This window comes from Paenibacillus sp. Cedars, from assembly GCF_003184205.1.
GTDB lineage: Bacteria > Bacillota > Bacilli > Paenibacillales > Paenibacillaceae > Paenibacillus_AQ > Paenibacillus_AQ glucanolyticus.
In genome coordinates, this window is sequence record NZ_CP020866.1 from 227,501 (window position 1) to 252,097 (window position 24,597).

15 protein-coding genes, 11 tRNA genes and 2 rRNA genes (1 of these 28 running past the window's edge) are annotated in these 24,597 nt (G+C 49.1%); 23 read left to right on the top strand and 5 right to left on the bottom strand.

What is annotated here, in order from left to right:
* From B9D94_RS02550 to glmS, 20 genes are all read left to right on the top strand, one after another.
* Positions 1–88 (top strand): 23S ribosomal RNA (locus B9D94_RS02550); it begins 2,840 nt to the left of the window's first position.
* 66 nt (positions 89–154) lie between these two features.
* Positions 155–271 (top strand): 5S ribosomal RNA (gene rrf / locus B9D94_RS02555).
* A 10-nt stretch (positions 272–281) separates the two neighbouring features.
* Positions 282–357: transfer RNA gene (locus B9D94_RS02560), tRNA-Asn, on the top strand.
* A gap of 3 nt (positions 358–360) precedes the next feature.
* Positions 361–436 (top strand) — tRNA-Thr (locus B9D94_RS02565).
* A gap of 37 nt (positions 437–473) precedes the next feature.
* Positions 474–548: transfer RNA gene (locus B9D94_RS02570), tRNA-Glu, on the top strand.
* Positions 549–570: 22 nt separating this feature from the next.
* Positions 571–646, top strand: a tRNA-Val gene (locus B9D94_RS02575).
* Between the two features lie 55 nt (positions 647–701).
* Positions 702–776, top strand: a tRNA-Gln gene (locus B9D94_RS02580).
* Positions 777–844: 68 nt separating this feature from the next.
* A tRNA-Lys gene (locus tag B9D94_RS02585) sits at positions 845–920 on the top strand.
* Between the two features lie 14 nt (positions 921–934).
* Positions 935–1,018 (top strand) — tRNA-Leu (locus B9D94_RS02590).
* A 5-nt stretch (positions 1,019–1,023) separates the two neighbouring features.
* Positions 1,024–1,098: transfer RNA gene (locus tag B9D94_RS02595), tRNA-Gly, on the top strand.
* Positions 1,099–1,101: 3 nt separating this feature from the next.
* Positions 1,102–1,178: transfer RNA gene (locus B9D94_RS02600), tRNA-Arg, on the top strand.
* 19 nt (positions 1,179–1,197) lie between these two features.
* Positions 1,198–1,271: transfer RNA gene (locus tag B9D94_RS02605), tRNA-Pro, on the top strand.
* 76 nt (positions 1,272–1,347) lie between these two features.
* Positions 1,348–1,421 (top strand) — tRNA-Gly (locus B9D94_RS02610).
* Positions 1,422–1,696: 275 nt separating this feature from the next.
* Positions 1,697–4,486 (top strand): phosphoenolpyruvate carboxylase, encoded by a 2,790-nt coding sequence (ppc, locus tag B9D94_RS02615; RefSeq protein ID WP_148246404.1) that lies wholly within the window; start codon positions 1,697–1,699, stop codon positions 4,484–4,486.
* A gap of 241 nt (positions 4,487–4,727) precedes the next feature.
* Positions 4,728–5,297 carry an RNA polymerase sigma factor SigW gene (gene sigW, locus B9D94_RS02620; RefSeq protein WP_006212876.1) on the top strand — a complete coding sequence of 190 codons (570 nt, stop codon included), beginning with the start codon at positions 4,728–4,730 and terminating at the stop codon, positions 5,295–5,297.
* Positions 5,298–5,517: 220 nt separating this feature from the next.
* Positions 5,518–6,132 (top strand): zf-HC2 domain-containing protein, encoded by a 615-nt coding sequence (locus B9D94_RS02625; RefSeq protein ID WP_040681072.1) that lies wholly within the window; start codon positions 5,518–5,520, stop codon positions 6,130–6,132.
* Positions 6,133–6,445: 313 nt separating this feature from the next.
* On the top strand, positions 6,446–7,276 hold the full coding sequence (gene cdaA, locus B9D94_RS02630; RefSeq protein ID WP_006212874.1) for a diadenylate cyclase CdaA: 831 nt from the start codon (positions 6,446–6,448) through the stop codon (positions 7,274–7,276).
* Positions 7,269–8,729: a CdaR family protein gene (locus tag B9D94_RS02635; protein WP_051449335.1), complete on the top strand. Its 1,461-nt coding sequence runs from the start codon at positions 7,269–7,271 to the stop codon at positions 8,727–8,729. Before cdaA ends, B9D94_RS02635 begins: the two co-directional genes overlap by 8 nt.
* 32 nt (positions 8,730–8,761) lie before the next feature.
* Positions 8,762–10,102, top strand: coding sequence for a phosphoglucosamine mutase (gene glmM, locus B9D94_RS02640; RefSeq protein ID WP_148246405.1), 1,341 nt, complete (start codon positions 8,762–8,764; stop codon positions 10,100–10,102).
* A 735-nt stretch (positions 10,103–10,837) separates the two neighbouring features.
* Positions 10,838–12,670, top strand: coding sequence for a glutamine--fructose-6-phosphate transaminase (isomerizing) (gene glmS / locus B9D94_RS02645; RefSeq protein ID WP_036643618.1), 1,833 nt, complete (start codon positions 10,838–10,840; stop codon positions 12,668–12,670).
* 452 nt (positions 12,671–13,122) lie between these two features.
* Here glmS and B9D94_RS02650 read toward each other — a convergent pair whose 3' ends face one another.
* The 5 genes from B9D94_RS02650 to B9D94_RS02670 form a co-directional block, all read right to left on the bottom strand.
* Positions 13,123–14,412: an ABC transporter substrate-binding protein gene (locus tag B9D94_RS02650; RefSeq protein WP_063477838.1), complete on the bottom strand. Its 1,290-nt coding sequence runs from the start codon at positions 14,410–14,412 to the stop codon at positions 13,123–13,125.
* Between the two features lie 162 nt (positions 14,413–14,574).
* The gene (locus B9D94_RS02655; protein ID WP_148246406.1) at positions 14,575–16,194 is read right to left on the bottom strand and encodes a response regulator transcription factor; all 1,620 of its coding nucleotides are present in this window, start codon (positions 16,192–16,194) and stop codon (positions 14,575–14,577) included.
* The gene (locus B9D94_RS02660) at positions 16,169–17,956 is read right to left on the bottom strand and encodes a cache domain-containing sensor histidine kinase (RefSeq protein WP_006212867.1); all 1,788 of its coding nucleotides are present in this window, start codon (positions 17,954–17,956) and stop codon (positions 16,169–16,171) included. Before B9D94_RS02660 ends, B9D94_RS02655 begins: the two co-directional genes overlap by 26 nt.
* Positions 17,957–18,119: 163 nt before the next feature.
* Entirely contained in the window at positions 18,120–18,956 is an 837-nt protein-coding gene (locus B9D94_RS02665; protein WP_006212866.1) for a carbohydrate ABC transporter permease, read from the bottom strand.
* The gene (locus tag B9D94_RS02670; protein WP_036643609.1) at positions 18,953–19,918 is read right to left on the bottom strand and encodes a carbohydrate ABC transporter permease; all 966 of its coding nucleotides are present in this window, start codon (positions 19,916–19,918) and stop codon (positions 18,953–18,955) included. Before B9D94_RS02670 ends, B9D94_RS02665 begins: the two co-directional genes overlap by 4 nt.
* 376 nt (positions 19,919–20,294) lie before the next feature.
* Between B9D94_RS02670 and dcuS the strand changes: the two genes are divergently transcribed.
* The 3 genes from dcuS (at position 20,295) to B9D94_RS02685 (ending at position 24,497) form a co-directional block, all read left to right on the top strand.
* A complete protein-coding gene (gene dcuS / locus B9D94_RS02675; protein ID WP_006212863.1) occupies positions 20,295–21,908 on the top strand; it encodes a DcuS/MalK family sensor histidine kinase in 1,614 nt (537 codons plus the stop codon).
* An 8-nt stretch (positions 21,909–21,916) separates the two neighbouring features.
* Positions 21,917–22,624 (top strand): response regulator, encoded by a 708-nt coding sequence (locus B9D94_RS02680; protein WP_348537788.1) that lies wholly within the window; start codon positions 21,917–21,919, stop codon positions 22,622–22,624.
* A gap of 163 nt (positions 22,625–22,787) precedes the next feature.
* A complete protein-coding gene (locus tag B9D94_RS02685) occupies positions 22,788–24,497 on the top strand; it encodes an SLC13 family permease (protein WP_148248717.1) in 1,710 nt (569 codons plus the stop codon).
* Positions 24,498–24,597: the final 100 nt, after the last annotated feature.

Below are 24,597 nucleotides of genomic sequence, written 5' to 3' on the forward strand. Positions count from 1 at the left end.
CTTGAAGACGACGAGGTAGATAGGTTGGAGGTGGAAGTGCAGCAATGCATGGAGCTGACCAATACTAATCGGTCGAGGGCTTATCCAAACATATTTCAATGTGCTGCAACTTCGTTTCGTATCTAGTTTTCAGGTGATTAAGCATCTGAAGCCGTTTGGTGGCGATGGCGGAAGGGTTCCACGCGTACCCATACCGAACACGACCGTTAAGCCTTCCAGCGCCGATGGTACTTGGACCGCAGGGTCCCGGGAGAGTAGGACGTCGCCAAGCGGATACATATTCCCTGATAGCTCAGTTGGTAGAGCACTCGACTGTTAATCGAGTTGTCACAGGTTCGAGTCCTGTTCGGGGAGCCACTTGCTTCCATAGCTCAGTAGGTAGAGTGCATCCATGGTAAGGATGAGGTCACCGGTTCGATCCCGGTTGGAAGCTCCAGATTCGTTTTTAGAATGGACATGCGTCATGTAAATGAGGCCCGTTGGTCAAGGGGTTAAGACACCTCCCTTTCACGGAGGTAACAGGGGTTCGAATCCCCTACGGGTCACCACTATTTCTCATCCATTACATATGGAGGCTTAGCTCAGCTGGGAGAGCATCTGCCTTACAAGCAGAGGGTCGGGGGTTCGAACCCCTCAGCCTCCACCATTTAACTCATGATTATTAGAGTGTTGAAATGAAAAATAGAAATACTCATCGATATTGGGGATTAGCCAAGCGGTAAGGCAACGGACTTTGACTCCGTCATGCATAGGTTCGAATCCTATATCCCCAGCCACTTCACACCAAAAAGTGAAGTTGCGCTTTGAAGGTGATTCCGGATATTTTTCGGAGGCCCTGATATGCGAGCCATTAGCTCAGTTGGTAGAGCACCTGACTTTTAATCAGGGTGTCGAAGGTTCGAGTCCTTCATGGCTCACCATTGTTTCATCTTGTGCGCGTGTGGCGGAATTGGCAGACGCACTAGACTTAGGATCTAGCGTCTTTGACGTGGGGGTTCAAGTCCCTCCACGCGCACCATTTATGCGGACGTGGCTCAGCGGTAGAGCATCGCCTTGCCAAGGCGAGGGTCGCGGGTTCGATTCCCGTCGTCCGCTCCATTTGCGCCCTTAGCTCAGCTGGATAGAGCGTTTGACTACGAATCAAAAGGTCGGGAGTTCGAATCTCTCAGGGCGTGCCATTTTTTCAAAGATTAATATCGGGATGTAGCTCAGCTTGGTAGAGCACCTGGTTTGGGACCAGGGGGTCGCATGTTCAAATCGTGTCATCCCGATTTGCTTAGGCGTTATTGCCCATAAAAGTAATCAGAATATGCTACAAAGCATAAGATCACTTTTGTGGGGTGATATGCGGGTGTAGTTCAATGGTAGAACTCCAGCCTTCCAAGCTGGTAGCGTGGGTTCGATTCCCATCACCCGCTCCATACATATGCAGGACATCACCGTGTGTGATGTTTTTTTTACATATTTACACGACTATCCTGCGAAGTGTTAATGTGATAAAGAATGCAGTCATATCAAGGGTTTCTTGGACTAATGTTTATCGTAGAAGGGCATATCAATAGCATGAGTTTTGTCGATTTGGCTAATTTTTTCGCCTGAAAAATGCAGATTTTCATTCGCTTTTATTGTATGATGTTAGGAAGGCGTTACGTCCTAAAGATAAACTGCTGAAACGGGTTGAGATGGGAGGAGTAGCATGACTGAACTTACAGTAACCGCAAAGAGCAATTCCAACAATCTGCTGCGGCGTGATGTACGGTTCCTTGGCAATATTCTTGGGGAAGTTCTTGTCCATCAAGGAGGCAATGAGCTTTTAGATATAGTTGAGAAAATTCGCGAAACGAGTAAATCGTTGCGATCCGTATTCCTGCCGGAATTGTTTGCAGATTTCAAAGGGATTATCAGCACGCTGGAACCAGACATTCGCCATCAGGTGATTCGTGCGTTTGCCATTTACTTTCAATTGGTTAATATCGCAGAGCAGAATCATCGCATACGCCGCAAGCGTGATTACGAGCGTTCCGCTGGGGAGAGTGTTCAACCAGGTTCCATTGAAAGTGCGATCCAGGATTTGAAAGAGCGCAATATTACGTTTGAAGAAGTTCAAGAAATTCTCGAAAGTCTATCCCTTGAGCTGGTAATGACAGCTCATCCGACAGAAGCGATGCGTCGGGCTATTCTGGATATTCATAAACGGATAGCAGACGATGTTATGCAACTGGACAACCCGACACTGACATTCCGCGAACGAGAGCAGCTTCGGGAGAAATTACTGAATGAGGTTATCACACTGTGGCAAACCGATGAGCTTCGTGATCGCAAGCCGACGGTTCTTGATGAAGTCAGAAACGGCATGTATTATTTTCACGAGACTCTGTTTCACATTCTGCCAGAGGTTTATCAAGAGCTGGAGCGCTGCCTAAGTAAGTATTACCCGGGTCACCATTGGCACGTTCCAACCTATTTGCGTTTCGGTTCATGGATTGGTGGCGATCGGGACGGAAATCCTTCAGTGACGGCGGACGTAACATGGAGAACGCTCGAAATGCAGCGGAAGCTTGCGGTTCGTGAATATCAACGGATCTTGCGTGAATTCATGAAATACCTCAGCTTCAGTTCATCCATTGTGAGCGTGTCGGATGAATTGCTTCAATCCATCGAAAAAGACCGCGAGCATGTGACACTGAAAAAGATGGAAATTTGGCACAATGAGAAAGAGCCTTATCGTGTAAAACTGGTATATATGTTAGCTAAAATGAGTCATATTCTTGATGAAAACATGACAGGAAGCGAGCGGTACCAGTCTCCTGAAGAGTTTATTGAGGATTTGAATATCATTGATCGAAGCTTGCGTTTCCATTTTGCTGACTATGTTGCAGACACTTATATCCAGAAGCTGATTCGCCAGGCGGAGTTGTTTGGTTTCCATACAGCATCACTGGATATCAGACAGCATAGCCAAGAGCATGAGAACGCAATGGCCGAAATTCTTCGTAAAATGAACGTCACTCAGGATTACGCACAAATGAGCGAGGACGAGAAAATCGAGCTGCTCAATAACCTGCTTAACGATCCTCGACCGTTGACAACTCCATATCAGGAGTATAGCGACAGCACCGAAGAATGCCTTGAAGTCTATCGCACGGTATTCCGCGCACAGCAGGAGTTTGGTGTGAAATGTATTTCGAGTTATTTGATCAGTATGTCGGAAGGAGCAAGCGACATTCTTGAAGTGATGGTGTTTGCCAAAGAGGTCGGACTCTTCCGCAAGGATAATGATGGTTCTGTGGTTGCTACATTACAGGCTGCCCCATTGTTCGAGACGATTGAGGACCTTCATGCAGCGCCTGAAATTATGCGCAAGCTCTTCAGCCTGCCGATTTATCGTGAGGCCGTAAGCGCAATGAATGAACTGCAGGAGATCATGCTGGGCTACTCTGACAGCAACAAGGATGGCGGAGCTATTACAGCAAATTGGGAGCTGCAGGTAGCGCTCAAGGATATTACCGCTGTAGGCAACGAATACGGCATCAGGCTGAAATACTTCCATGGACGCGGTGGTTCGCTTGGACGCGGCGGCATGCCTCTGAACCGCAGCATTTTGGCTCAGCCGGCATCCACTATTGCTGGCGGCATCAAAATCACGGAACAAGGCGAGGTGATATCCTCCCGCTATTCCTTGAAAGGAATAGCTTACCGCAGCTTGGATCAGGCCACTTCAGCACTTATTACGGCTTCTCTGAATGCGCGGTACGCTGAAACCGAATCGACCGAAAAGGAATGGGAAGAGATTTCTTCCAGCATTTCGGCTGCTTCACAGAAGAAATATCAAGATTTGATATTCCGTGACCCGGATTTCCTTAGCTTCTTCAAGGAATCCACACCGCTTCCCGAGGTGGGAGAACTGAATATTGGCTCCCGACCTTCCAAGCGTAAGAACAGTGACCGTTTCGAGGACCTGAGAGCCATTCCTTGGGTGTTTGCGTGGACGCAGAGCCGTTACCTGCTTCCAGCATGGTACGCTGCTGGTACGGGCTTACAGAGCTTCTATCAGGACAAGGAAGAGAATCTGAAGGTGCTTCAGAAGATGTATACGAGTTATCCGTTCTTTACTTCGTTAATTGACACGCTTCAGATGGCTCTTGCCAAGGCCGATCTGATCATCGCCAAGGAGTACTCCTTGATGACGAAGGATGATAAAGCTCGTGAGCGTATCTTCGGTTTGATACAGGATGAGTTCAATTTGACGAAGGAGCTTGTTCTCAAGATAACGGGTCAACAGGACATTCTGGATAACCAGCCGGTCCTTCAGGAGTCCATCCGTCTCCGTAACCCTTATGTCGATCCGCTCAGCTATTTGCAGGTTCAACTGCTTAATGAGCTGCGTGAACTTAGAGAGCAAGAGCAGGATGACGATCCGGATCTGCTCCGGGAAGTACTCCTCACGATCAACGGCATTGCAGCAGGGCTGCGCAATACAGGTTGATTTTTGTAACTGGTCAAAAGGGTAGGCAAGGGTTAATATAAAGCGAGGTTCCCCTGTGGGCCTCGTTTTTTCATCTATGAGGTTGCTTGCCTGCTGATCATGAATTTACAGGCTGCAGGAAGCGTATCTTTGATATGGAAATGGGATTGTTTTTGAATTATTGTTGATTTTTAGAAACAGTTGAATTACCATTTGAATGATGCTTTTTAGACGTTACCCATCAGACCATTCTGGGGGAATTATGGTGGACAATTTGGATGTAAGACTGGCGAAGCTGGCCCGAAAAGGGGATCAGAGAGCTTTTGCCGAAATCGTAGAGCTTTATAAGGATAAGATTTTTCATCTGGCTTACCGGATGCTGAGCAACCGCCATGAGGCCGAGGATGTCGTACAAGAGACTTTTCTGCGTGTGTATAAGAACCTTGATCGATATGACGAGAACCAAAAATTCTCAACTTGGATATATCGTATTGGCACAAATCTTAGCATTGATCGGCTGCGTAAACGCAAGCCTTCTTTCTCGCTGGACGCAGATCTGAATGAAAGTGAAGGCATGGACGGCTACTCCCTGATTCCGAGTGATAACCGTACACCTGAGAGCGAGATGCTGCTGTCCGAAACACAGCGCATCATTCATCAGGCTATTGATGGACTCCCTGCGAAGTACAAGACGATCATGATCCTTCGGTACATCCAGGATTTATCACTGCAGGAGGTCAGCGAGATTATGGACTTGCCTGTAACAACGATCAAGACGAGAGTACATCGCGGACGTGAATTTTTGCGAAAAAAATTAGAGTACAAGCTTTGAGGAAAAACGCCTATCGCCGTTCTTAGAGGAAGACAGACAGCGTTTATGGGCGCTTTTTCTTGAGGAATCAGAAAGTCATGTCATTTCATCTTTCTTTCCGATTTTCTTAAAAAAAATTGAAACATCCCCGATTCCGGCACGTATGAACAATAAGCAAGTCTTATGCCTCTCAGGAGGTATAGACCCAGCAAAGAGATTGAATGAAAGGATTGGCTCACAAATGGATTGCAAATTAGCCGTCTCTTTGATGCATGATTATCTGGATAATGACTTGTCCAACCCGCAGCAGCTAGAATTGCAGAAGCATTTGCTGGATTGTGCTGACTGTCGGAATTACTTCGAGAAGCTGGAGCATACCGATATGCTTCTTTTTTCCTTAACTCATCATGCGACCAAGCCATCAGATGATTTAACGGATCGTATAATGGGCATGCTGCCGCAGCCCAAGACACAAAAAGTCTGGGTCAAATGGGTTAGGAATCATCCTGCGCTCACGGCTGCAGCAATGTTTTTGGTTGTCATGCTCTTTAGTACAATCAGTTTTTGGAGTCAGGATAATCAGCTGGTTGTGAAGAGTGATGAATTCGAAAAACTGGTGATTGAAGGAGATACCGTCATTATTCCTCCAGATCAGATCATCACGGGAGATATTACAGTTGAGAATGGCAAAGCTAAGGTTTATGGCCAGGTTAATGGCAATTTGACGGTCATTGACGGAGAATTATTTCAGGCTTCCACCGCACATATAGCAGGTCAAGTGAAAGATATAGATAGGGCAATGGATTGGATATGGTATAAAATTTCCACTCTGTTTACAGATGTCGCTTATCGCTAGGTGAAAGCCGCAGCTTGCTGAATGAAAGCGCCTCTTTTCAGTGAAAAGAAGGCGCTTCTTTTGTTGATTTTAGGCTTCTAAATACGAAAAGCGAGGGACGTCCGCTTGCATCGGAAAGATTAACGTTATAACCTAGAGAGTGTAGAGCACATACTACATATATAGTCTCAAGCGTTACTCAAGAGGAAGTTCAAAAAGTCCTGGGGCATTCACGAAGGATCATGTGGGCAGGTTCGGTATCGAATCCTGCGATCATCTTCGAGGAACCGGATGGATTGGGCCCGCACTTAAAGGAAATGACGGGGGTTGCTGTATGGAGTATTTCACAGATATGACCTGGGGTGAAACCATTAAAGATATCATCGATATCCTTATCGTTACTTATATAATATATCAATTGATTCTGCTCGTCCGAGGTACAAGGGCGGTCCAGCTGCTTAAAGGGATTCTTGTGCTGGTTGTCATCTGGGCGCTTAGCACCTGGTTTGATTTGTACACACTCAAATGGCTGATGAATCAGATCTTTACATTTGGGGTGCTTGCCATCTTTATCATCTTCCAACCGGAGCTTAGACGTGGTCTGGAGCAGCTTGGGCGAGGTAAGCTGTTCGGACGGGGCGGGGATGTTGATGAGGAGACGAATAAGTTAATCAGCGAAACCATTAAGGCGGTTAATTATTTGTCGAGGCGCAAAATAGGGGCTCTGATCGTGTTTGAGCGGACCACAGGTCTGAATGAATTTGTAGAATCGGGAATTCCGATGCGGTCTGTGATCAGCTCGGAGTTGTTCATTAACATTTTTATACCGAATACACCTCTCCATGATGGGGCGGTCATCATTCAGAATGGTCAAATTGCAGCGGCAGGCTGTTATTTGCCACTATCAGAGAATCCTTTTATCAGCAAGGAACTGGGAACGAGGCATCGTGCAGCCATCGGTATCAGTGAGGTGGGGGATGCCATTTCTGTTGTTGTATCCGAGGAGACTGGACAAGTATCGCTGGCTTTGAATGGACAAGTGGTTCGGGATATCAAAGAAGAGTCTCTGATCTCCAAGCTGTATGAGGAGCTTCGTCCTGCCGCATCCATAAAGGAGAAACGCTCGTTCTTCTGGAAACGGAAGGGGGATGGCCGTAATGGATAAATGGATCAAGAACAACACGGCAAGCAAATTGATTGCTTTGGCAGTCAGTATCCTGTTATGGGCAATGGTTCATATGGACAGTGGAGCTCCTGCCCCGCCAACTACATTTTATGATACCAAGATCATTGAAGGCGTTAAGATCCAGACTTATGGATTTGATGATAGTGAATATGCATTAACCGGCATTGATAAAGATCGCGTGAATCTCGAAGTTCGAGGGAAGAAGTCCAACATTGCGCTCTTGACGGATGAATATAAAGTGAAACTTGATCTGAGTACTGTCAGAGAACCGGGTACACACACACTTCCGCTAACTTACTCGATTCCAAGCGGAGTTGAGCTGGTATCGATGGAACCTTCCGCTGTAACCGTAACGGTAGAGACAAGAGTATCGGAATCCGTTACGGTAAGTATTGGCACGAAGGGGGAACCGGCAAAAGATTACCGGGCCGGAACACCCGTGCTGATTGACCCACGACAGGTCACCGTAACCCTGCCAGAATCGTCGATGGCGAATTTGGGACAGGTCAAAGGTAACGTGGATCTGGATGGAGCCAAGGAGAAAATTACGGAGAAGCGAGTCAAGCTTACAGCATATGATAAGCAAGGCGTCGAGATGGAGGATGCGGTCATTGAACCTGCTGCGGTAGCGGCTGAAGTACCGATTGAACCTGCGTTCGTGACTCTTCCTCTGGAGCTTGAATATACGGGAAGACTGCCGGAAGGATTCGTTTTATCCAAGGTAGACCAGAAGGTAAAAGAAGTGAAGCTGTTCGGCAGCAAGGAGGCACTCGCAGGAGCTGGGACCTATATCGAAGCCGCGATCAACTTGGGAGAAGTTAGGAACTCCGGAACAACAGTGCTTACGGCCGACTTGACGCCGCCCGAAGGTTTTGAGAAAATCGAGCCGAGCTCTATAACAGTGGATGTTACGGCCGTATCGCATGGTGAACGGGTTGTTAATGGCATTCCCATTACGTTAAAAGGGGTCTCTTCAGGCCTGGATGCTGTAATAACCGATCCGAAAACGCAGACGATATCCTTGACGCTTACCGGTGCGCCGGATTTGCTGAATAGTCTGGAGCCATCAGACATCGGGGTTGAAGCGAATGCGGCCGGCTTGAAGGCGGGGGTGCACGAAATTCCGCTGCAGATCACATTGCCAAGTTTCATCAACCGAGCGGACCGGAATCGACTTGTCATTAAAGTGGAGCTGAAGGACAATTCCAAGCCAGTTACAACGGATCCAAGCAGCTCTAACAACGAGGGAACCGACAAAGACAAGCCTGATTCACCGGGAACGGGATCAGGTAATGATCAAGTGGAGAATCCGCCTGCGCCTCCCACGAACGAGGGCACGGATAACTCCGGATCAGGAGAAAGTCCATCCCATCCGCCGGGAGACGGATCGAACGATGGAACAACGGGGTCAGAATCATCACAAGATGGATAATATCGAAGAGTAGATAAAGGAGTATATAAAACATGGGGAAATATTTTGGTACAGATGGAGTAAGAGGAGTTGCGAATCAAGAACTGACAGCGGAAATGGCTTATAGCATCGGTCGCTGCGGCGGCTATGTGTTGACAGGTGATAAAGAGAAGCCAACCGTAATCATCGGTATGGATACCCGGGTATCCGGGGCTATGCTGGAGTCGGCTTTGGTTGCAGGCCTGCTGTCCATCGGTGCACACGTCATTCGTTTGGGTGTTGTAAGCACTCCCGCGGTGGCTTATATTACAAGACTGTTGAAAGCTGATGCAGGTGTCATGATCTCGGCATCGCACAATCCGGTGCAGGACAACGGCATCAAATTCTTCGGCGGAGACGGCTTCAAGCTGTCGGATGAAACAGAACTCAAGATTGAAGAGCTGATGGATGCCGAAACGGATAATCTGCCGCGTCCGATCGGAGCTGATTTAGGTGAGCTTCTCATTGATGATGAATCGAAATATAAATACCTGGATTATCTGAAAACCACGGTTAACAACCGGTTTGACGGCTTGAAAATCGTGCTCGACTGTGCAAATGGTGCTGCTTATGAGCTGGCTCCGAAACTTTTCCGTGAGTTGGGTGCTGACGTAATCACCATTGGCGCTGAGCCGAATGGCCTGAATATTAATGATCACTGTGGATCTACACACCCAGAGAAACTCGTTGAGGCTGTGCTTGCTCATGGGGCTGATCTCGGTCTTGCTTTTGACGGTGATGCGGATCGTCTGATTGCGATTGACGGTAAAGGCGAGGAAGTGGATGGCGACTTCATCCTATGCATTTGCGGTGACGCTATGAACCGTGCGGGCAAGCTTAAGGAAGGCACAATCGTTTCGACCGTCATGAGTAACATCGGCTTTTATAAAGCATGTGAGAGCTTGAAGCTGAAAACAGCAAAAACCGCAGTCGGCGACCGTTATGTCATGGAAGAAATGCGCCGCGGCGGGTATAACCTGGGCGGAGAACAATCCGGACATGTCATTTTCCTGGATCACAACACAACCGGTGATGGCATTTTGACGGGGATTCAACTGGTGGATACATTGGTAGCCTCCGGGAAGCCTCTGCATGAGCTGAAGAGCAGCATGCGCAAGTACCCGCAAGTGCTGGTTAATGTACGTGTGGGTGATAAGAGCAAATATCAAGGAAATGCGGTTATCGAGTCCGCGATTGCTGAGGTTGAGGGCATTCTGGGCGATAACGGCCGTGTCTTGGTTCGCCCATCGGGTACGGAATCCCTTATTCGAGTCATGGCGGAAGGCCCGGACAAAGAAGAGCTCGATCGTTATGTTACGCAGATTGCGGATGTAGTGAAGCGGGAATTGGCGTAAGTCTAAGGGTGTATTTTTCAAGGAAAGCAGACTAATTTCTGTCAGGGCCAGTGAACTATGTTGTTCGGTTCACTGGCCCACAGCTTTTCCAATATGTCGAGTGTATGAAAGCGCAACACACCCTGTCCTGTCTGCGAACATAGCTGTGTAAGCCATCGCCTGCGAACATAGGTCATTCGATGTCATCAGCGTGGATTATAGCGTGTAGAGTCCAGTCGGGCAAGGAAACGGCCGAGTTGCCAAAGTGATGATGTGTGAATATAATAAAGGATGTTATTCAAGAATAGAAAGTGAGGACCGTGAGGTTACTATAAGCTTCATAAGCGCCAGAGCTTGTACCTGCGCGGGGATTGGTTATTGCTTGATGGAATGACCAAACGGCAGAACGCAAGTTGACGAGGTAGAGGTGTTCGGATTATTCGGCGGGGACCTCTCGGTGATGCACCAACCGTAAGCGGATCACGGAAAAGGAATGGGCGACCGTTCTGACAACGTATTTGCAGGTGCTGCACAATAACTTATATACCAAAACATGAATGTGCGATCTAGAATGCGACAGCGCGGTGGAAGAAGAGTGCATTCATGTCTGTTCAACTAAAATCAGCCTACGTATTGCTGGGTTTCTTGAACGTTGATAATTGAATAGATCATTCTTCTTTCCTCATACCGCACAGATGCTGCCGTGTTCTATTTCCGCCTAACTATTATAGGGAAATCGAACGGAGGAATCATACTATGTGTGGTATTGTCGGATATATTGGAAATCAGAAAACGCAAACGGTGTTGATCGAAGGATTGAGAAAGCTTGAGTATCGTGGATACGATTCTGCTGGGATCGCGGTCTTCACGAATGAAGGTCTGCGCGTTGCGAAGGCACAAGGACGTCTTGCCAACTTGGAGGAGAGACTGGAGTCTGCTCCCCTCGTAGGAACCGCAGGTATCGGTCATACCCGCTGGGCTACGCATGGTCGTCCATCGGACGTGAACTCTCATCCGCATACAGACGAAAGCCAGAAGTTCTCCGTTGTTCATAACGGTATCGTTGAGAACTATTTAGAGCTGAAGGAAGAGCTGATCAGTCAAGGACATCACTTTGTTTCGGAGACCGATACAGAAGTTATTTCCCACCTCATTGCCCGTGAGTATGACGGTGATATCGTTAAGGCCGTGCAGAAGGCGATCTCTTACATGAGAGGTGCATTTGCCCTTGGAGTCTTAACCGAGTATGAGCCGGATCGTCTGGTGGCTGTGCGTCAAGCAAGCCCGCTTATTATCGGTCTTGGCGAAGGAGAGAATTTCATCGGTTCTGATATTCCGGCGATTTTGAAATATACACGGAACGTATATATTCTTAACGACGGAGAGATGGCTCTCTTGACGGCAGATGCTGTCGAATTAATGACCATTGAGGGGAACTTTATTTCTCGGGAAATGATTCGTGTCGATTGGGATGCTGTTACAGCGGAAAAAGGCGGATTCGATCACTTCATGCTGAAGGAAATCCATGAGCAGCCAAAAGCATACCGTGATACGATGCTGGGCCGCGTGGATGAGAGCGGACGCAAAGTGGTTCTGCCTGAACTGAAGCTGACCCAGGAACAGATTAAGAACATTCGCAATGTGCAGATCGTTGCCTGCGGTACGGCTTATCATGCCGGTCTTGTTGGACGCAGCGTGATCGAAGAAATGGTACGCATTCCGGTAGAAAATGATGTGGCTTCCGAGTATCGTTACCGTTCGCCAATCGTTACACCAGAGACCCTTGTCATCGTGGTGAGCCAATCCGGTGAGACGGCTGACACATTGGCTGCGCTTCGTGAAGCCCAGAGCCACGGTGCTCATGTCCTGGCCATCACGAACGTAGTAGGCAGCTCGATTGCCCGTGAAGCGAATGATGTACTCGGCACGCTGGCTGGTCCAGAGATTGCTGTAGCATCCACTAAAGCTTATACCTCACAGTTGATTGCCTTCTATCTGTTTGGTCTGTACCTGGCTCAAGTACGCGGTACAATGACTGAGGACGCTGTTGCTGAAGTCATTGCAGCGATGGAAGCACTGCCTGAACAGGTGGAATCCATGCTGACCAACGCGGAATCCATTAAGGGATATGCCGAGCAAATTGCGGAGCATGAGAACCTGTTCTTCATCGGCCGTGGTCAGGACTACGCCGTGGCACAGGAAGGCTCCCTGAAACTCAAGGAGATCTCTTACATTCATTCCGAGGCATATGCTGCCGGCGAACTGAAGCATGGTACGCTTGCCCTTATTGAAGAGGGAATACCAGTCATTGCCCTGGCAACCCAGGAAGCGGTGTTGGAGAAAACCGTAAGTAACATCAAGGAAGTGAAAGCACGTGGTGCTGAAGTAATGGCAATTACGTATGAAGAGCATGTGGCTGGCCTGCTGAAATCCGTGGATCAAGCCTTTGCCATTCCGAAGACCTTGCCGATCTTGACGGCTGCCGTGTCTGTAGTTCCACTGCAGCTTCTTGCTTACTATGCATCTCTTGCCCGTGGCAACGACGTAGATAAGCCGCGTAACCTGGCGAAGAGCGTGACGGTGGAGTAAGGAAAGAGGGTGGGAGCAAGGAAAATATAAGCTTCCTAGTGGCACAAAGTGTAGAAGAGTAAAATGTGTGGAAACACATATAAGATATCGTATATAGAGGGCAGTCTAAGGGAGTCATCCCAGGCTGCCCTCTTTTTATTTCAATGAACATTATTTCGTGTAGAATCTGAATATGCTGGTTTAAAGAAGCTGTTTGAGCCTGTTTATTTCATCGAAATTTCAAAGCGGTCGTGGCTGGCTGTGATTCGATGGAGTTGTGCCGACCCAGGAAAGTCGGTGCTCCCTATATTGTTGCGGTAAAGCTGACTTACAAGATGCCGCTCAGAACTGAAAAGCAAACACCAAAAAGCACCTGATAGTATCAGGTGCTTTTTGGTGTACTACTGCTATTGCTACGCTGCCGCGCGTACGGCATTTTATGCAAACGTAATCCAGCCCTTATGGGACATAGCTTACTCCAAGCTTTGGCTTAATTTGACAATCTGATTCCAGCCCTCGTCGATGCTGATTTTACCGAACATAATCGACTGCGTGATGTTGTCGTACTCCTTCGTGAAGTTGGCCCAGCCGCCCTTATTCCCCGGGCCGGGGTCAAACGCGGCGCCGTCCTTGGATACCTCGTTGATCAGACCGAGGGAGCTTTTATCGACGTCCGTAAATTTAGGCTGGAGCGCATCGGCTACGCTTTTATTAACGGGAATCCCCCTCGAAGTGCCCAAGATTTCTCCGGCTTCTTCGCTGTTGACGAACCAGTCGATAAACTCCTTCGCTTCCTCTTTATATTGGCTGTTGGGGCTGACACTCCAATACATGGAGGCTTTCAGCCAGCCGCTCGCCTGCGTGGCCCTCGGCTGAGTCGTTAGTGCCATCACGCCAGGTTTTAAGGCATCCGTTCCGCCGAATTCCGCCGCATGTGCGCCCCGAAGCAGAATCTTTTCCTGGATGAGCAGGTCCATTTGTGCGTCCTGCCCTTTATCCGACACGGTCACGTCCGGAGGTGTCACAAGTTGTTCTTTGCGAAGCTCAGCCCATTGGTTCATCCAATCCTTCCAGGTAGCCTCGTCATAATGGAATTTTCCGTCCTTGCTCATGGAGAAGCCTTTGCCCATGCTCAGCTGATAGGACATATAGGACGCGCCATCCGCGGTCAGGTCCCGCGTGAGGTATTGGTCTTTGGCCAGCCTCGGTTTCAGGTCACGCGCCATGGCAAAAAACTCGTCCCATGTCTTTGGCGGTTGAATGCCGAGACTGTCCATCATCGTTTTGTTGTACACCATGCCCCAGGCATTGTTGCCCAGCGGCATCGCGTACAATTTGCCCTGATAGGTGCCAGTCTCAAGCAGCACCTTATCGATCTTGTCCGTCGGAATGGAGGAGAGATCCTCCAGCCGTCCGCTGGATGCCCAATCGTTGAACCAGGCGGCATCCATTTGGAAGATATCCGGTGTATTTTTCCCCGCGGACTGGGTAGACAGCTTGTCCTGGTACCCGTCGAAGGACTGGTACTCTGGTTCGAAAGTGATGCCCGGATGCTTTTCAGAGTATAAATCAAGCGCTTTCAAAGTTGCGTCATGCCGGGCTTGAGAGCCCCACCACATGATCCGGAGTGTGATGGACTTGCCGTTTCCCGAATCCGCGGATCCGCCTTCTTCCTTCTTGACACCGCTGCAAGCGGAGAGAATGAGTGATAGTGAAAGCACTGCCGCAGCGCCAGTGGCGAGACGATGCCATGATTTTCTCATCGGATGAACCTCCCTTAAGTAACTGATCTACTTCTTCACTTAACGTACCAAGTCCAGAGCCTCCCTCGTAGTGGACAAATCAACAAATCGTTTCAGTATTTTACGATTATCGAGTGAAGGGGGCCATATGCTTAACGCCAGGAATAATCGGGAACTCTTCATTCAGGCTTTGTGGAACTCGGTCGGACTGCGTCCGGTATGCTTTTTGAACAGGGTGGTGAAGTACGGAACATTCCGATAACCGACCCGCTCGGCGATTTCGGCGATCAGCAGTTTTTTCTCGAGAACCATGCGCTTGGCTTTGTCCATTCGGACCCTGGTTAGATAATCGCCAAAGGTTTCGCCTGTAAACTGGCGGAATAACGTGCTGAGATAGTTTTTGGAGATATAGACCTGGTCGGCCAAATCCTGAAGGTGGATGTTCTCGGCATAATGCTCATGAATGTATTGGATGATATAATCGACCGTTTCCTTATGCTTGAGGTTCTCGTTAGGCGTGTAACGCGAGCAGATTCGTTTCACTTTCTCCGCTACCCATGCTTTCCACTGCAACGCATCTTCCATTTGGTCCAGCTCTTTGGTCAAGTCCGTGAGAGGCAGTTCATCGTCGAGCCGGATGCCGGACTCATACAGGGTGAAGGAGAGGATGGCGAACAGCTGCGTTCCGATGGCGGTAAGCTCTTCGGGTTGGAGCTGGGCCGCGCCGTTATCCCTGCGGAAGAAATCATCCAGCGCCAGCAGCGCCCGGGGCTCATCGAAGGTTCGAACAGCGTCGGTCATCTCCTGGAAAAATCGCACCGGCCGTACGCTCCGTGCTGCTGAATGCCGGAAACCGCCTTCGTTATAAACGTAGACACAGGGAAAGGCGACATCCGGTTCGCGCCGCTCGGCGAGTGCCTGAAATGCTTCTTCGGTAGAATCGGGGATGGCAAGCCAGTCATCCTTGCGAAGACCTGCCCCGATGTGCAGCTTGACCTTGAGGAACCGATGCACAGATGAATTGATTCGCCCTGCCAGTGCCAGAACTTCCGAGCGGAACGCCTCTGTCGGCCAGGAGAGGGGCTTATACAGCAGCAGTGCCATATGGTGACTATGCAGCTCCAGGAAATAGCTGCGCAGCCCATCCTGGCCGGCCAGCTCCTCGACCGTGTTGCCCACGGCGAAACGGAACAGGTGCCAGTCACGGACGGAGATTCCCTCCATACGTCCTTGCCGCTTGATTTCTAAGGCCAGCATCATGAATTGGGCATTCTTCCAGCCGAGCCGTTCCAGCATTCGGGAGGGATCTGTCAGCGGGGAGGGTGTTCCTCCGGTGAGGGCGGACTTGACCCATTCCCTTTCCAGATAAGGCTCATACTGCATAAGCTGGGTTTGAATCTCCTGCTCTCTGTGTTCCAGCGCTCGGCGTTCCGCAAGCTCGCGGGTGACGCGCTGCAGCACCTCGCGGATCGTGGTCGGTGAGGCCGGCTTCGGTAAATAATCATCAACCTGAAGCCGAAGCGCTTTACGAGCGTAGTCAAAATCCGAGTACCCGCTCAAAATGATGATTTTGCCAGCGTACTGCTGCTTACGGAGCTGTTCAATCATATCGAGACCGTTCATCACCGGCATATAAATATCCGTAATGACAATATCGGGCTGAGTCGCTTCAATCAGCCGAAGTCCTTCTTCACCATCTAGAGCCTCCCCGACAGGCCGGACTCCGAGCTGCTCCCAGGGAATCAGCCGGGACATGCCGCTGAGCACTTGCCGGTCGTCATCCACGATAGCGATGGTCCACATGTATTCCTCCCCCTTCCTGATCCCGCGGCTGATTTACCTTCGGCCAATAGATCTCCGCTTCGGAGCCTGGCGCATCGGTACGGTTGCGAAGCGAAACGCCAAAGGGCGGGCCGAAATAAACCTGTATGCGCTCCTTTACATTGCGGATCCCGTATCCGCCCGTGGGATGGCGTTTACGAGTCTTCCAGTCTTCACGCAGTCCGATGCCGTCATCCCGAATCCAAATCCGGATGCCTCGGTCCTCTTCCATGCAAATCAGATGAATCCGGCCCTGGCGTCTGCCATGAAAACCATGCATAACGGCGTTTTCTACAAAGGGCTGCAGGGTCAGCTTCGGAATCATCAGATGCCGTAATTCCTCCGGGCAATCGATGTGCCATTCCAATTCTTCGCCCCACTTGAACTGCTGGATTTTCAGAAAGCAATCCACGTGCAGAAGCTCTTCCTGAAGCGTAATCATGGATTCGCCGCCTGACAGCCCGATGCGGAACATCTGTCCCATCAGCTCGAGCACTTGGCTGATCTTCTCCTGGCCAGCTTCAAGGGCCATCCAATTCAGCTGATCCAGCGTGTTGTAGAGAAAATGGGGGTTAATCATCGCTTGCAGCGCCTTAATCTCCGCTTCGCGCTGTGCTTTATACTGCTGCTCCAGGGATTGATACAGGGTTTCGATCCGCTCGGTAAGCTTGCGGTAGCCGCTGAACAGGCTGCCGAATTCGTTGCGGTATTCTGTCGGCAGCGGCTGTCCGCGCTTCTCGGGATTAAACGCCTGCATCAGCTGAACGAGCTTCCGGATCGGCCGCGTGAAATTCCGGGATAGGAACATTGTGAAGAACAAGGACAGCAGAATGGCGGCGGCTCCAACTACAGCCATCGTCCACGCCAGACGTACACTTCCGCTGGTGATGTCCTTCCAGGGCGTAAGCTCCACCAGCATCCAGCTGCCCGGGGACGTCCGGGACCATACGGTGAGCATGCTCTTCTCCGGCAGCGAGCCGGCGGCAGCCAGCACCTGATGCGCTTGGCCGGTGTCCCCGTCGACCCGCTCCAGGATGGCGTTGATTTCCCCGGGAGGCGGAGCAATCCGGGTGTGCATGATCATCCGGCCGCCGGAGTCGAGCAGCAGTCGGCTGGCCGAGGAGTTGTCTTCAGTCAGAATTTGCTGCAAAAATTTAACCCGGACATTGATGATCAGAATCCCCCGGTTCACGCCGTCCAGCGTGGTGATTTTACGGATAAAGCTGATTACCTGCTGCTTCCCCTGCGGGGAACCGACCTCACGCTGGCCGATCCAGACAAAGTCGGACTTATCCACGGCCGGATACCAGCTCTCCCGGCTGGCCGAGGCGAGAGGGAGGTACTGAATGTTGGCGTTGGGGTCGACCTGAAGCGGATCATTCATATAAATCTGAAAGGAGAACATCGAGCGAGAGCTATTCAGCATCGGCGCCAAATAATCCCGGTTCAGCTCGTCCCTCGCTGTCTTTCGTGCATAATAATCTCCGTTCATCGTTACATAGTTGACCAGAGGCGAGTTAATGGACACGGCTAACGAGGTTTGCTCCACAGCACTCATATGGTCGGTAAGCTGCTTGTTGAGCTGCTGCAGCACCGCCTGCTGGTACATGGAGGTGCTGTCCGCCTGCTCAGCTGCCGAGAACCGATAGCTAACGATCATCATGATCGTGATGAGGACCGCGACAAAACCGGCAAAGCTGAAGAAAAAGACGTAATCGATGCGGAACGTGCGAAACGGATTCATGCGTTTTTCCCTCCTCTTGGTAGCTGTGAGGACTCTGCATTCGCTCTGCTGCCTCAAAGCCAACGTTGACGGAAGCCGAATGAACGAGACCGTCCGGCTTAACCGCTGCCTGAAGAAGAGCTGGAATAAACTTGGCACAGCGATCCGTTTACCGATCTGAAACCTAACCTTTCAGCCCGGTTGTGGCGATCCCTTCCACGAAGTGCTTTTGCGCCAGAAAGAAGATGACAACCGGCGGCAGCACGGAGAGCAGGGATACGGCAAGCAGTTGTCCCCACGGAACGGCTGACTGGGAATCGATGAACATCCTGAGCGCGAGCGGGACGGTATACTTGTCCACAGTATTCAGATAAATCAGCGGGCCGAAATATTCGTCCCAGCCCCAAATAAACGAGAAAATCGTGACCGTAATGAGCGCCGGGAGAGTCAGCGGCATGATGATGCGCAGATAAATGCCGAACCAGGTGCAGCCGTCGATTTTTGCTGACTCATCGAGCTCTCGCGGAATACCGCGGATGAATTGGACAATCAGGAAAATAAAGAAAGCTCCGCCCATGGCTGACGGGATGATCAGCGGCAGATAGGTGTTGATCCAGTCGAAGGAATGGAACATCGTATACTGCGGGATGAGCGTGACCTGCCCCGGAAGCATCAGGGTCATGAGCAGGATGGAAAACCATAATCCCTTCAGCGGAAAGGTCAGCCTAGCGAAGCCGAAAGCCACCAGGCTGGCTGAAATAACGTGAATGATCGTAGTCGCCACGTTGAGCTTGAGGCTGTTCATAAAGAAGCGTGTAAACGTATACTTGGGCAGTGCCATCCAGCCTTCCGTATAATTTTGCCACAGCCATACCTTGGGGAACAGGGTGGGCAGACTGATTTCTGGTGTAGACTTAAAAGAAGCGCCGATCCACCAAAGCACGGGATAGAACATCACAAAACAGAACGCAATCATCAGCACATGGACCAGCCAATTTTGTTTATTATGAGCCCCTGTCATTTGCGACCCTCCGTTTCAGTTTCGTAGAACACCCAGTATTTGGACGCAACAAAATTGAGCGCCGTGGCAATGCCGATGATAACGAGCAGTATCCAGGCCAAGGCCGAAGCGTAGCCCATCTGCAGCGAACCGAAGGCTTTATTGTAGAGGAACAAGGCAAACATCTCGGTTGAATTGACCGGTCCTCCATTCGTGACCACAAAAGCCGAAGTGAACATCTGGAATGCGTTGATGATGCCCATGATCAGATTAAACAGGATGACCGGGGATAACATGGGCAGGGTAATCCGGATAAACTTGCGGAGCGGCGATGCTCCGTCCACGGAGGCAGCCTCATATAACTCACCAGGGATTTGTTTGAGACCGGCAAGGAAGATAATCATCGATGAACCGAACTGCCATGCCGTCAGCAGCACCAGGGTGGCAAGGGCGGTGGAGGGGGTGCCAATCCAGTTTTTGGGGGCGATTCCGACCCAAATCGCGAGATGATTAATGAAGCCGTTCAGGCCGAAGATATTGCGCCACAGCACGGCCACCGCCAAGCTTCCGCCGATCAGAGAAGGCAGGTAGATGATGGTCCGGTAGAAGGAGATTCCACGGATGTTCCGGTTCAGCAGCAGGGCTACAGCCAGCGCAGCCAGCAGTTTCAGCGGCACGGAAGCGATCACGTACAGAAAGGTCACCTTCAGCGAATTGAAGAAAAGCCGATCTTGGGAGATATCCTGGTAATTCTTGAGTCCGATCCAGCGGGCCGGCTCCAGCAGCGAATACTCGGTGAAGGATAAATAGAAGGATTGGATGATGGGCCACAGCTGTAAAATGAGAAAGCCCAGCAGCCAGGGTGCGATGAACAGGTAGCCGGCTAACGGAGCGTTCCAGCGTCCTTTGAACCTTTTGGTAATCGCTTTCATCTTTTTGTCCAGTTCGACCTTACCCGCCGACTGTACCGTTTGTGGATTCATGATTGATTAATCTCCTCTCGCCTATTGATAGCTCCCATTGTATCCTGATGAAAATGTGGCCTGTAGGCGAAAGATGCACAAATTCTTTCATTATTGAATGATGATTAGGAGTGAATTCAAGGTAAATTGCAGGGGGATGTTTTAAGAGTATCTTTTCTGACGATGGGTGTTCAGCACAAAGGACTGTAAAAAGCATTAAAAGCATGCCGGTTACTATGGGCGTCAAGCAGTTGAGTTAATGTGCTGAGGAGAGGTCTGCAGAATCACAAAATCCTTATTTCACAAGGGTTTTGTGACATCGTTGTCGAATTTATCTGCAAGGAAAACCGACTCCACTACATTTTATCAAAACAAGATAGAAAGGTGACCAAGATGGATGGTACACGGTCTCAAAACATTTGTTTTTTCGAATAGACCTTATAAACTAAAAACGCTTATCATTTTACTGGTAACCGTTGTGCTTGCGGTGTCTCTTATTTTGACAGGTATACTTATTGCAAATGACTATGCAACTACAACCCAGAGAAATCTCGAAGATAAAGCTAAAGCGATTGCAAGTGCAGTGGGGCACACCTCCACCACTCTGGAAAGCCTGCGCAATGGAAGTTATGGCGGTGCGGTCCAGACTTATACAAAGGATGTTCAAGCGGACACAAACATTGAGTACATCGTGGTCATGGATATGAATAGCATTCGCCTCTCTCATCCTAACGAAGAGATGATTGGCAGAAGGTTTGTAGGAGGAGACGAAGGGCCAGCCCTTGCAGGAGAAAGCTATACATCGGTCGCTCTCGGCACTTTGGGAGAGTCGATGCGTGCCTTTGTGCCAATTTGGGACGGAGCAGAGCAGGTTGGCGCAGTGGCGGTGGGGATGGCAAAGGATAAAATAAATGATGCGGTTTTTCATAGTCAAAAGATTATCCTTTTCGGCATGAGCATTGGTTTGGCTGCAGGCTTAGTTGGTGCACTCCTGCTGGCGCAAAAGGTCAAGAACACGATGCATGGGCTGGAGCCGGCTGAAATAAGCAAACTACTGGAGGAAAAGGAAGCGATGCTTGCTTCCGTTCGTGAGGGAGTAGTGGCTATTGATGAAAAGGGGATCATGGTGGTGGCCAATCCGGCAGCGCGGGATATATTTAAGAGGGCTGGTCTTGGAGTCGATCCTATTGGGAAAAATGTGCAAGAAATTATGCCAGAATCAAAGCTGCAGGAAGTTCTCATTCATCAAAGAGCAGAGATGGACCAGCCGCAAAAACTTAACAATCTGGAAATCGTCGTAAACTGTGTTCCTGTTAAGGCAGCAGGCAAACTCGTAGGAGCACTGGCTACGTTTCGTGATAAGAGGGAGTTGACAAGCATGCTGGAGCAATTATCAGGGGCCAAAAATTATGCAGAAAGCCTTCGGGTTCACACGCATGAGTTCATGAATAAGCTTCATGTGATATCAGCAATGGTACATACAGAATCTTACAAGGAATTGCTGGAGTATATAAAACAAATTTCAAATTACTATCAAAAAGATGTAGGCTGGGTCTCCAACTATGTGAAAGACCCTGTGTTAGCAGGATATTTGCTTAATAAGCTCACCTTTTTACAGGGTCATGATGTCAAAGTCACACTTACAGGGCAAGAAGCGTGGCCTTCCATTGCACGGTCAGAAGTTCTGGATGCGCTTACTACCATAATAGGAAACAGTTTGGACAACGCCTATGAAGCGATGGCCGGGCAGGAAGAAAAAGAAATAACGGTTGAATTGTCTTCAACCAAGGACGGCTGGCTTGAATGGACGGTGCGTGACAATGGCCCAGGTCTATCGGAAGAGCTTCCAGGGGAATGGATCAGAAAAGGAAGTTCTACCAAAGGAGAGGGACGGGGCTACGGCATGCATCTAATCCACAAAGCGGCGGCAGACACAGACGGCACTGTGCATATATCATCAAGGAAAGGAGACGGGATGAAATTGACGGTGCGCATCCCATACCAGGCATGATTCAGGTCTTGATTATTGAAGATGATCCGATGGTAGCAAAGTTTAACGGAATGTACGTGGACAAGGTGTCAGGATTTGAATTGGCAGGAACGGCAGATAGAGTGGAAGCGGGATGGGAGATTCTAAAAAATAAAAAAGTTGATTTAATTTTACTTGACGTATATCTGGCGAACAAGAACGGGCTTGATTTACTCGTTGATGTACGGAAATCTAACCATTCAGTTGATGTTATCGTTGTCTCTTCCGCGAATGACCAGGGCTCTATACAAACGGCTCTTCGTTACGGGGCTGTTGACTATTTAATCAAGCCCTTTGATTTCGAGCGGTTTCAAGAGGCGCTTATGCGATACAAGTTCAGATATATCCATTTGCAAAAAGAAGGAATTCAGCAAAAAGAGCTGGATGAATTATTTCATCAAGGGAACGGGAACAAAGAAAGAACTGAGGAGAACTTGCCCAAAGGGATTACAAAAGAAACATATATTCGTGTTCTACGTGAGCTTCATGGGCTGGAGGGCTGGTTTTCCACAGCTGCGTTAGCTGAGGTAACAGGGATTTCAAGAGTCTCGCTGAGAAAATATCTGCGCTTCCTGGAGGACTGCAACATACTGCTTAATGATGTCAGCTATGAAGGCAGCGGCCGTCCACTTCATCGCTACAAGCTTAGTCAGGAGGGGCATGATTACGTGCTTTCTATTCTGCAAAAAACCAGATAAAAAATGAAGTTCATGCAGCTCGTTTGCAAATTTGCAACGAGTTTTTTCATGTTCACACACTTTTTTTAGTTACAAAAAACCAGATATTAGTTACAAAACCTATACGGAAAGGCAAATATATAAGAGAATTATCGAAAGCGCTTACAAAATGGAGGGGTAAATGATGAGACAACTGGCTTTGTCAGCTTGGCGCAGCCTGTGGGCACAGCACAAACGAACAAAAAACATACTGAATGTATTCTTTTATCGGAATCAATCAGCAGCTGTGCCAGAACCTAAACAAGCATCAGACAAGATAGCTATTCAACATAACGAAGAAAATGCTGTTGAGGATATGAAGAGTCAAGAATCGAATGAAAACTCCAATAAGCCGTACTCAAAAGCTCAGCTGATCGGGCTTATACTGGGGCCAGCCTTGTTCATATTGACGATGTTATTTTTCCAACCTGACGGACTGTCCACGGAAGGGAAATCCGTGCTCGCCGTTACGTTATGGATTGCCACATGGTGGATTACAGAGGCGATCCCTATACCGGCTGCATCATTGCTGCCGCTCATACTTCTTCCTGTTACAGGAGCGATGCAGGGCAGTGAGGTGGCATCATCATACGGCAACGATATTATTTTTCTGTTTCTGGGCGGTTTTTTCATTGCTACGGCGATGGAAAAGTGGAATTTGCATAAAAGAATGGCCCTATTTATCATCTCGATGATCGGTACCAGCACACAGCGTATCTTGCTAGGTTTTATGGTTGCAACTGGATTTTTATCGATGTGGGTGTCAAATACCGCGGCTGTTATGATGATGGTCCCAATGGGCCTTGCGATTACCGCCCAGGTTGCCAGTGCTTTGAAGGGAAGGCCGGAAGAAAAGGATCTGCCGAAATTTGAGAAGTCCCTTATTTTTGCTATTGGCTATGCAGGAACGATCGGTGGACTCGGGACATTAATCGGCACTCCGCCTAATATTATTCTAGCTGCCCAAATGAATGAGTTATTTGGTATTACCATTTCCTTTGCCCAGTGGATGCTGTTTGCCGTACCCGTTGTCATTGTAATGCTGTTCTTCACATGGTTTTATTTGGGGAAAATGAAGTTCAACACGTCCATTAAACAACTTCCAGGCGGAAGAGAATTGATTCAAAGCGAGCGCGGAAAACTTGGCAAGTTATCCTTTGAAGAAGGTATGGTTGGCGCGGTGTTTGTATTTGCTGCATTTATGTGGATCACTCGTGAGTTTTTATGGGTAGAAGATGGTTTACTCATCCCAATTCCCGGGATCTCGGATGGGATGATTGCAATTATGGCAACCGCACTTTTGTTTATGATTCCAGCTAAAGCAAAAACAAGTTCTCGTATTTTAAATTGGAGTGATTCGAAGGAAATTCCGTGGGGTGTACTCCTTCTTTTTGGAGGCGGCCTGGCTATTGCGGCAGGGTTCCGTTCCAGCGGCTTATCTGACTGGATGGGTGAGCAGTTGACCATACTCAATGGTTCTCATCTTATTGTTATTATTTCATGTGCTACACTTCTCATCATCATGATGACCGAGATCACGTCCAATACGGCAACAGCAACGATGATCTTGCCTGTCGTAGCTGCCCTTGCCATCGCCCTTGGTATTCATCCATTCGCTCTTATGGTGCCTTGCGCCATGGCGGCCAACTGTGCCTTCATGCTGCCTGTCGGCACGCCGCCCAATGCGATCATATTCGGCACGGGGAAAATAAAGATTATTGACATGGTTCGCGCAGGTTTCTCCGTTAACATTTTTGCCACAATCATTATTATCCTTGCCGTGTATTATTTGCTTCCCATCGTTTTTGGGTTTGATCTTACCGTTGTCCCTGAAAGTTTCTTGAATAAGGCATAAAGAAGCCACCCCACTTCTACATCTGCATCTGCATAGCTTGATGAAAGTGGGGACCTCTTTCGGTATCGTTTATACGCTTTAATATGTCTTGCCGATATTT

What these genes read in the sequence shown, in the direction of transcription:
- ppc (WP_148246404.1), top strand. Translation starts at nt 1,697, where the DNA reads ATGACTGAACTTACAGTAACCGCAAAGAGCAATTCCAACAATCTGCTG.
- sigW (WP_006212876.1), top strand. Translation starts at nt 4,728, where the DNA reads ATGGTGGACAATTTGGATGTAAGACTGGCGAAGCTGGCCCGAAAAGGG.
- B9D94_RS02625 (WP_040681072.1), top strand. Translation starts at nt 5,518, where the DNA reads ATGGATTGCAAATTAGCCGTCTCTTTGATGCATGATTATCTGGATAAT.
- cdaA (WP_006212874.1), top strand. Translation starts at nt 6,446, where the DNA reads ATGGAGTATTTCACAGATATGACCTGGGGTGAAACCATTAAAGATATC.
- B9D94_RS02635 (WP_051449335.1), top strand. Translation starts at nt 7,269, where the DNA reads ATGGATAAATGGATCAAGAACAACACGGCAAGCAAATTGATTGCTTTG.
- glmM (WP_148246405.1), top strand. Translation starts at nt 8,762, where the DNA reads ATGGGGAAATATTTTGGTACAGATGGAGTAAGAGGAGTTGCGAATCAA.
- glmS (WP_036643618.1), top strand. Translation starts at nt 10,838, where the DNA reads ATGTGTGGTATTGTCGGATATATTGGAAATCAGAAAACGCAAACGGTG.
- B9D94_RS02650 (WP_063477838.1), bottom strand. Translation starts at nt 14,412, where the DNA reads ATGAGAAAATCATGGCATCGTCTCGCCACTGGCGCTGCGGCAGTGCTT.
- B9D94_RS02655 (WP_148246406.1), bottom strand. Translation starts at nt 16,194, where the DNA reads ATGTGGACCATCGCTATCGTGGATGACGACCGGCAAGTGCTCAGCGGC.
- B9D94_RS02660 (WP_006212867.1), bottom strand. Translation starts at nt 17,956, where the DNA reads ATGAATCCGTTTCGCACGTTCCGCATCGATTACGTCTTTTTCTTCAGC.
- B9D94_RS02665 (WP_006212866.1), bottom strand. Translation starts at nt 18,956, where the DNA reads ATGACAGGGGCTCATAATAAACAAAATTGGCTGGTCCATGTGCTGATG.
- B9D94_RS02670 (WP_036643609.1), bottom strand. Translation starts at nt 19,918, where the DNA reads ATGAATCCACAAACGGTACAGTCGGCGGGTAAGGTCGAACTGGACAAA.
- dcuS (WP_006212863.1), top strand. Translation starts at nt 20,295, where the DNA reads ATGGTACACGGTCTCAAAACATTTGTTTTTTCGAATAGACCTTATAAA.
- B9D94_RS02685 (WP_148248717.1), top strand. Translation starts at nt 22,788, where the DNA reads ATGAGACAACTGGCTTTGTCAGCTTGGCGCAGCCTGTGGGCACAGCAC.